At 42.7% G+C, this 6,334-nt stretch carries 3 protein-coding genes; all 3 read right to left on the bottom strand.

Annotated elements, in window-relative coordinates; genetic code table 11:
* Positions 1–122: 122 nt before the first annotated feature.
* Positions 123–2,528 (bottom strand): alpha-L-rhamnosidase-related protein, encoded by a 2,406-nt coding sequence (locus tag MUN53_RS18045; protein WP_243326794.1) that lies wholly within the window; start codon positions 2,526–2,528, stop codon positions 123–125.
* A 154-nt stretch (positions 2,529–2,682) separates the two neighbouring features.
* A complete protein-coding gene (locus tag MUN53_RS18040) occupies positions 2,683–4,950 on the bottom strand; it encodes a hypothetical protein (RefSeq protein ID WP_243326792.1) in 2,268 nt (755 codons plus the stop codon).
* A gap of 21 nt (positions 4,951–4,971) precedes the next feature.
* The gene (locus MUN53_RS18035) at positions 4,972–6,216 is read right to left on the bottom strand and encodes a discoidin domain-containing protein (RefSeq protein ID WP_243326790.1); all 1,245 of its coding nucleotides are present in this window, start codon (positions 6,214–6,216) and stop codon (positions 4,972–4,974) included.
* Positions 6,217–6,334 lie beyond the last annotated feature (118 nt).

Below are 6,334 nucleotides of genomic sequence, written 5' to 3'. Positions count from 1 at the left end.
AATTATAGGGAAGATTAGCGCACTTACAATCCTACAATACATCAACTATAAAAACAACAAACCCATTGGCAAAGTTAAATATGCGCTAATTTAATTCCGCCAACGGGTTATATGCTATTTAGTTATTCATATTTATCTGTTACTTGAACCGTTGCCTGGCCTTTGCTTTCCAACCAGATCCAACCATCCACCAGAGAAGGATTCTCTACCTTCTTGCCATTCAACCAATAGTCAGAAGTCCGTAGGAACGGCAAACGGAATTTAACTGTCCAGGAAGAATCCAATCCGTTTACCTGATAAGTTACACCAGAATCAGAAGAACAAACTGCCATATCAAACTGCGAATCACCTATCCGCTGATTAGTCAAAGTATACCGATCCCATCCCGTCGGGCACTGAGGCTGTAACAGTAATTCTTTCTCCGGAGCATTGGGCTTGATACCAAATACATATTGTATTAGAGGCACAGCGACACCATATATCGTCCATTCCTGACAGAAACAACCATAATCCGGCATCATTTCGGCAATCGAACCCGGCATCACTTGATTAAAAGTATTGGCAATCTGATTGACATGCATCAGAGCCCGGTCAATTCTATTATATCTTGCCTCGGCAACTGCCTGTACACCGGTTGAGATGGTCATATTATGTTCTTTGTTAACGGCAGAAAGATATGGTCCCCACTGACTGGTCATATCATTCTTTTCCATTCTTTCCAATGCCATAATAGCTTGTTTCTCCGGAGCAATACCGGTTTCAATCGGCGTATTAATCACCCAATTTCTATTAGTAGACCAACCATGTTCATAATCAGGAGCAAAAGATGCGAAATATGTCTTCAAATCCTCATAGAACTTTTTCGTCTCCGGATTCTGCTTAAACTGATCAATAGCACCATCCACAACTTGAAGGGCATCTTTGGCAGTTCCATAAAAGTCACAATACAAAGACGTCCGTTCATCCCAAAAAGCCGTATTGATCTTTGCCTTCAATTGATCTGCCAAATGTTGGTATTCTTTCTGCAAAGAAGTCTCTTCAAATATTTCTGCCATCTTCGAACCGGCTTCCAGAGCCTGCTGTGTATAGACGGCAACGTCTATCAGTTCCGCATTCAAACCTTTTATTTCAGTTATTCCATATCCTTCGGGAAAAAGATTCTTGTTTGTATCTTTTTCCACCATCAACCAGTTCAAGCCTTGTTTGATAAAAGGATAAAATTCTGCCAGGAAATCACGGTCTCCCGTCCATAAATAGGTATTCCAGACAGCTGTGATAAAATGAGCCGTTTCCTGGGTATTTCCCGGATTTACAATAGCACCGGAAGGAACGATTTCATGAATTACCCGACCATTGCCATTACATTTCTCTGAATACTTCTTCAGCAAGCGCAAGGTGGATTTTGTGTTCTCAAAATCACCCGTAGCAAGAAGTCCTTGCAACGCATAGGAATTATCCGTTCCAAACCACCAGATATAATGCGCAAAGCCGGCTCCGAAACCTTTTCCGATAGCAGGTACATCCAATAACAGCCATTCGGTATTGAAGCGAACCCAATTATAAACTGTTTCCAACTTCTTATCAGGAAGAGACAAGCAAGATCTTTTGGATAGATCGGCATAATGCGTTTCCTTATCGGCCAACAAACGTCCGGCATTTGTCCGCAAAGTCAGGTTGGCTGCCTCAGCTTCTTCCAAAGACAGATCCGAACCAGCAATATAATAAGACTGAGTTACTTTCTGAGATGCTGGAATCTGTAAGGTATTCTCTATCCGGAATACAGGATTATATACTGCATTACTGTCTTCTACACGTGATGCTTGAGCAGTTTCCAAGTTCGGCACTGTCGTCTGGTTTGGATTCAGAAACTCCTTCTTATCAGACTTCGTACTCGAATACTGACTGTTTTCTGCATCTGTTGATACCACAACAAACCAATTGTTTCGTAAATCACGCGCAACAATTTGTCCCTTCTCCTGGTCAATCCACAACGAATCAGGAGCATTCTGCAAACCAGCCTGTTCAGAGAAAAAGCCAGCACGCAAATCTACTTTCCCTGAAAAAGTCAATTGCAAGTTCAAAGCCTCCGAGCCTCTATTTACAATATCATATTTTACCTGCAAACTGCGCTCTTTTTCCGGAACAAATAAAGTACAGACGACATCTGCCTGTAAACTATCCAGCACATACACCCACTGAACTTGATGAGGGAATGTCGTAAATCGGGAAGCTTTGAGGTGATCCAAATGAATGTTTTTCTCTGGCGCTGCAACAGCCAGCTCAAACTGATCCAACAGTTTGATAGGTTGCGTCCAAACACCACCCATTTCACCTTTCACATGATCACCCATCGGTGGAAAACTGCCATCCTGAAATCCGACACAATACATTCGGTTTCCAGCAGCCACATACGGTTTGGCCAAATCTCCTACATTAGATTCTTTAAACAAAGAAACCGAACTTTCTTTTTCCTGCTCACATCCCAACAGGAATGCGGCACCAACTAATAAGCAAACTATATTTTTCACGGCTGTATTTTTGAACCTTTATTAACAACTATCGTTTTTCGAGATCCAAAAATACAGTGTTTTTATTACACGACGGATAATTTTCATAAAGAATTTTATCAAAAGTAAAGGCTACTCAATTCATCTTGAATAGCCTTTACTACGTTCCGTTTCATCATTCTACAGCCTTCAAATGATAGACTTTTTCATCTTTTCCTTTCTCACGTTGATATAGCGTCCACGTTCCTTTCTCCTCTCCTGTTTCCAAATGCCAATCATATTGGGGATCTCTCAACAACTTCTTCAGTGAACGAGGGAACGCATTTGCCCAACGGGCATCTTCCCAGGTCCGTATAGCCTTAAAGATTGCCTGTTTCTGCGGACAACTTTCTACGTCTTTCTGATTAATACCTAAACTATAGGTAGCTCCATAGCCCACGGAAATGGCTTGAATATGTTCATATTGTTCTACGGTCGATGTATCTTTGATGGCAAAATTACCTCCGAAAGAAACCGGGAAGTAGTTGGAATAGGTCACATCCCGCAAGTCTTTACCCTGACTTGTCGCACTTCCCCATTCACGTGTATCCACATCATATAGGTTTCGTCCGCCACCTACATTCCAGACACTCTGGTAATGCCATGAACCTTCGGATAAAGTCGCTCCGGTGAAACGGATGTAGGGAACACCAATCTCCTTTCCATGTTCAAACATCCGGCGGAAGAAGCGTTTGGCTGAATAATAACCATGCCCGTTATTAAACAGGAATTCCTGTCCGTCGAAATCATAATAAGCCAGCCCGTTCAACTGACAGACTTCCGCATAATACTCAGCGATCTTTTCCTGTAAGGCCCAATTCGGAATAATCCCTTCATAACCGTAATTGATGGTTACCTGCAACTTATAAATTGTATCGTTAGCGGCATGCGCTGTCGCCTTTGTTCCCCAATAACCGCGCTTTACTTGCTGTAAACGATAAGGAGGTGTTTTCGTCACACCCAGATAATGAATCAGCTCTTTCCCGATCTTGATCATATTCAGATTCTCACAATGACCTTCCCAACTGGCGATTTCTTCCAGATACGTCGGATCATTCACTTCTATGATCGTATCTGTCTCATTAACAGCCTTGACCAATAAACGTTTCTGCTGATAACACAAACTGTCACTCGGTATCGGAAAGACATCTTTTGTGCCCGGAGCCAATGAATTGGTAATCGGTGTACGTCCCAATAAAATACCTTTCTCCCGTGCTTTTTCCGCCATTTCCCGATGCGACAGATTTCCACTTTGCATACGGAAAGGCTTCTTCTCATAATTCCGCCCGTCTATATATCCTTCATTTCCCCGATCGGGACGAAGGAAACCCTGATCATAGGCTGAAATCGCAGCTACACCCAACTGAGAAGCATAAGATACAATACTGTCATACTGCAAACCACTTGTCAATATATCTGGTTTATAGGCAGTCGGATCTTTCACCCATTTGCCTCTCCACGTCGGATAAGGCAATCCTTCTTTCAAGACAATATCCTGAATCACATCCATCAGGGCTGTACTATCCGGACTTCCCCATAACGCAATGGAAGAACCGATGTAATCTACTCCCGGTAACGGTTCCACATCTATATGATTCGGTATATTGGCCGGCATGTGTGGAATCAAGGAATAAAGTACCTGACGAGGTTTACTTCTGTCGCGAGAGAAATAGTTCAACGAAATCTGTCCTTTCTCGTCCACCACGGCTGCATTTCCGTACAAGATTCTGTAATACGGTTCTTTATGGGCATAAAACGCTACATCACTGATTCCATTTCCACCCAAAGAGAAAACCTGTCCTTCATGCAGACTATCCGGTAATGGATAGCGTTCTTTATCCGGTGTATGAATCACATATTGAAACGGAGCGGCATCTCCTTCCAGATCGGCTGTTCCTCCTAAAGTATTATCATCCAAAGCCAACAAACCAATACTGTAATTGACCGCATCACTGGTATCTCGTGCCACACCGATAATCTCACCAAACAGATTGGTAATATTGGTATGATATGTTCCCCACTGAATCGCATCCACTTGTTCCCGAGGCGACAACGACAATAATTCCATCCGCAGATACTTTCCTTTTTCTTCCAGACGAACTTCGGCCTTTACCTGATTCGGATACGTCAATGTCACTGTTTTATTAGAAGCATCGAAAGCGGCTGATTCCGGTAAAACATACTGTTTTGTCTCTTCATTATAAATAGACAATAAGGGAGAAGGCTTATCTACTGGACTAAACTCCCGCTGTGGACTGACTGTCCGATTCTGCATACTTGTGATATAGCCTTTATCATTCAGTTCTACACGTAAATAATCGGTTTCAAACTGCCAGTTCCTGGAAGGCGAACAGGCTCCTAAAAGGAGAACGCCCAACATGCATCCTATATAGTGTTTATTCATCTTTTTTCTATTCTTGTTATTTTACTTCAGATTTAAATTGGGTCCGACACCGTTCTCATTATAAGCGGCAATCGAGAAGTAATACGTTTGTCCCGCATTCAATCCATTCAGGTCCAAATGAGTGGAATCACCTACAACCTGGAAACTTGTATAGAGTTTATCAGGAGATATGCCATAACGAACCATATATCCATCGGCCTTATTTACCGGAGTCCAAGAAAGACGGCACCTACAAGAGTCGGATGGATTCCAGGATGCTTTCAGTTTTTGTACCGCTTCCGGCTTAGCTCCGTGTCCTTTTCCGAAAACACGTATCTCACGTAACGAAACATTTGAAGATACTGTATAAGCCTTATTTTCCCATCTGATATAGCGAGCTTCGAATGGCAGCTCAAATTCGATGTAGTCATGAGGTGTATCCGTCTTCTTCTGGCTCTTATCGGCAATTACATACCAGTCTTTACCATTCTTGGAAGCACTGAGTACATAACTCTGATAAATACCGGGCACTATTCCTTTCTGATTGGCTCCATATTCATCATAATTCACCTGTATGGCACAGACTTGACACGGATTCAACAGATCAATTTGTACCCATTCTTCCTGATTGGAATTTGCTACCCAAGCCGTTCGGGCATCTTCATCCACCATATTCTCTACACCGAAATCTTCTTTCACGGAAGAAGCTGTAACCGGCTTATGGAACGATAACAGCATCCATTCAGGACGCACGGCTGTTCCTTTTTCTTCCGTCGGTAAAAACATCGGATAATCGCCAAAGGCAGTTTCGGAATATAAATAACCGTCCGCATCAAAGTAAGTAGGATAAAAAGACAAACGCCGTTCAAACATATGGCGGACAGAGATAGAATTGGTGGCAGCTTTCCAGTAATTGGTACCAATCTGGAAGAGACATCCATGACCGGCACCGCCGATAAAGCCTCCGGGTTTATAAGAAACCGGATTATTCGGTGCATAGACAAATGGACCAACCGGCGAGTCTGATACATACGTTCCATCCGCATAAGTCTTCCATTCCGTTCCGGGCGCAGCATATTGTAGATAATATTTGCCACCTTGCTGTGTCATCCAGGCACCTTCAATATACGGTCTTCGAGTCAGTTCATTGTATTCACCCGGACGTTCCCAGCCATGTCGTTGCATATCGCTGTTCAGGCAAGGTCTAGGCTTTTCTATTTCTTCCAAAGTTTTCAAGTCCAGAACAGCCACATAAATCGGATCTACCGGAGAACAACCATAATACATATATAACTTACCCGTTGGCGGAATTAAATTAGCGCATATTTAACTTTGCCAATGGGTTTGTTGTTTTTATAGTTGATGTATTGTAGGATTGTAAGTGCGCTAATCTTCCCTATAATTC

It is taken from the genome of Parabacteroides faecalis (assembly GCF_022809355.1).
Lineage (GTDB): Bacteria > Bacteroidota > Bacteroidia > Bacteroidales > Tannerellaceae > Parabacteroides > Parabacteroides faecalis.
Note: the sequence above shows the minus strand (reverse complement) of the source record. Positions and strands in the feature narration are given on the sequence as shown.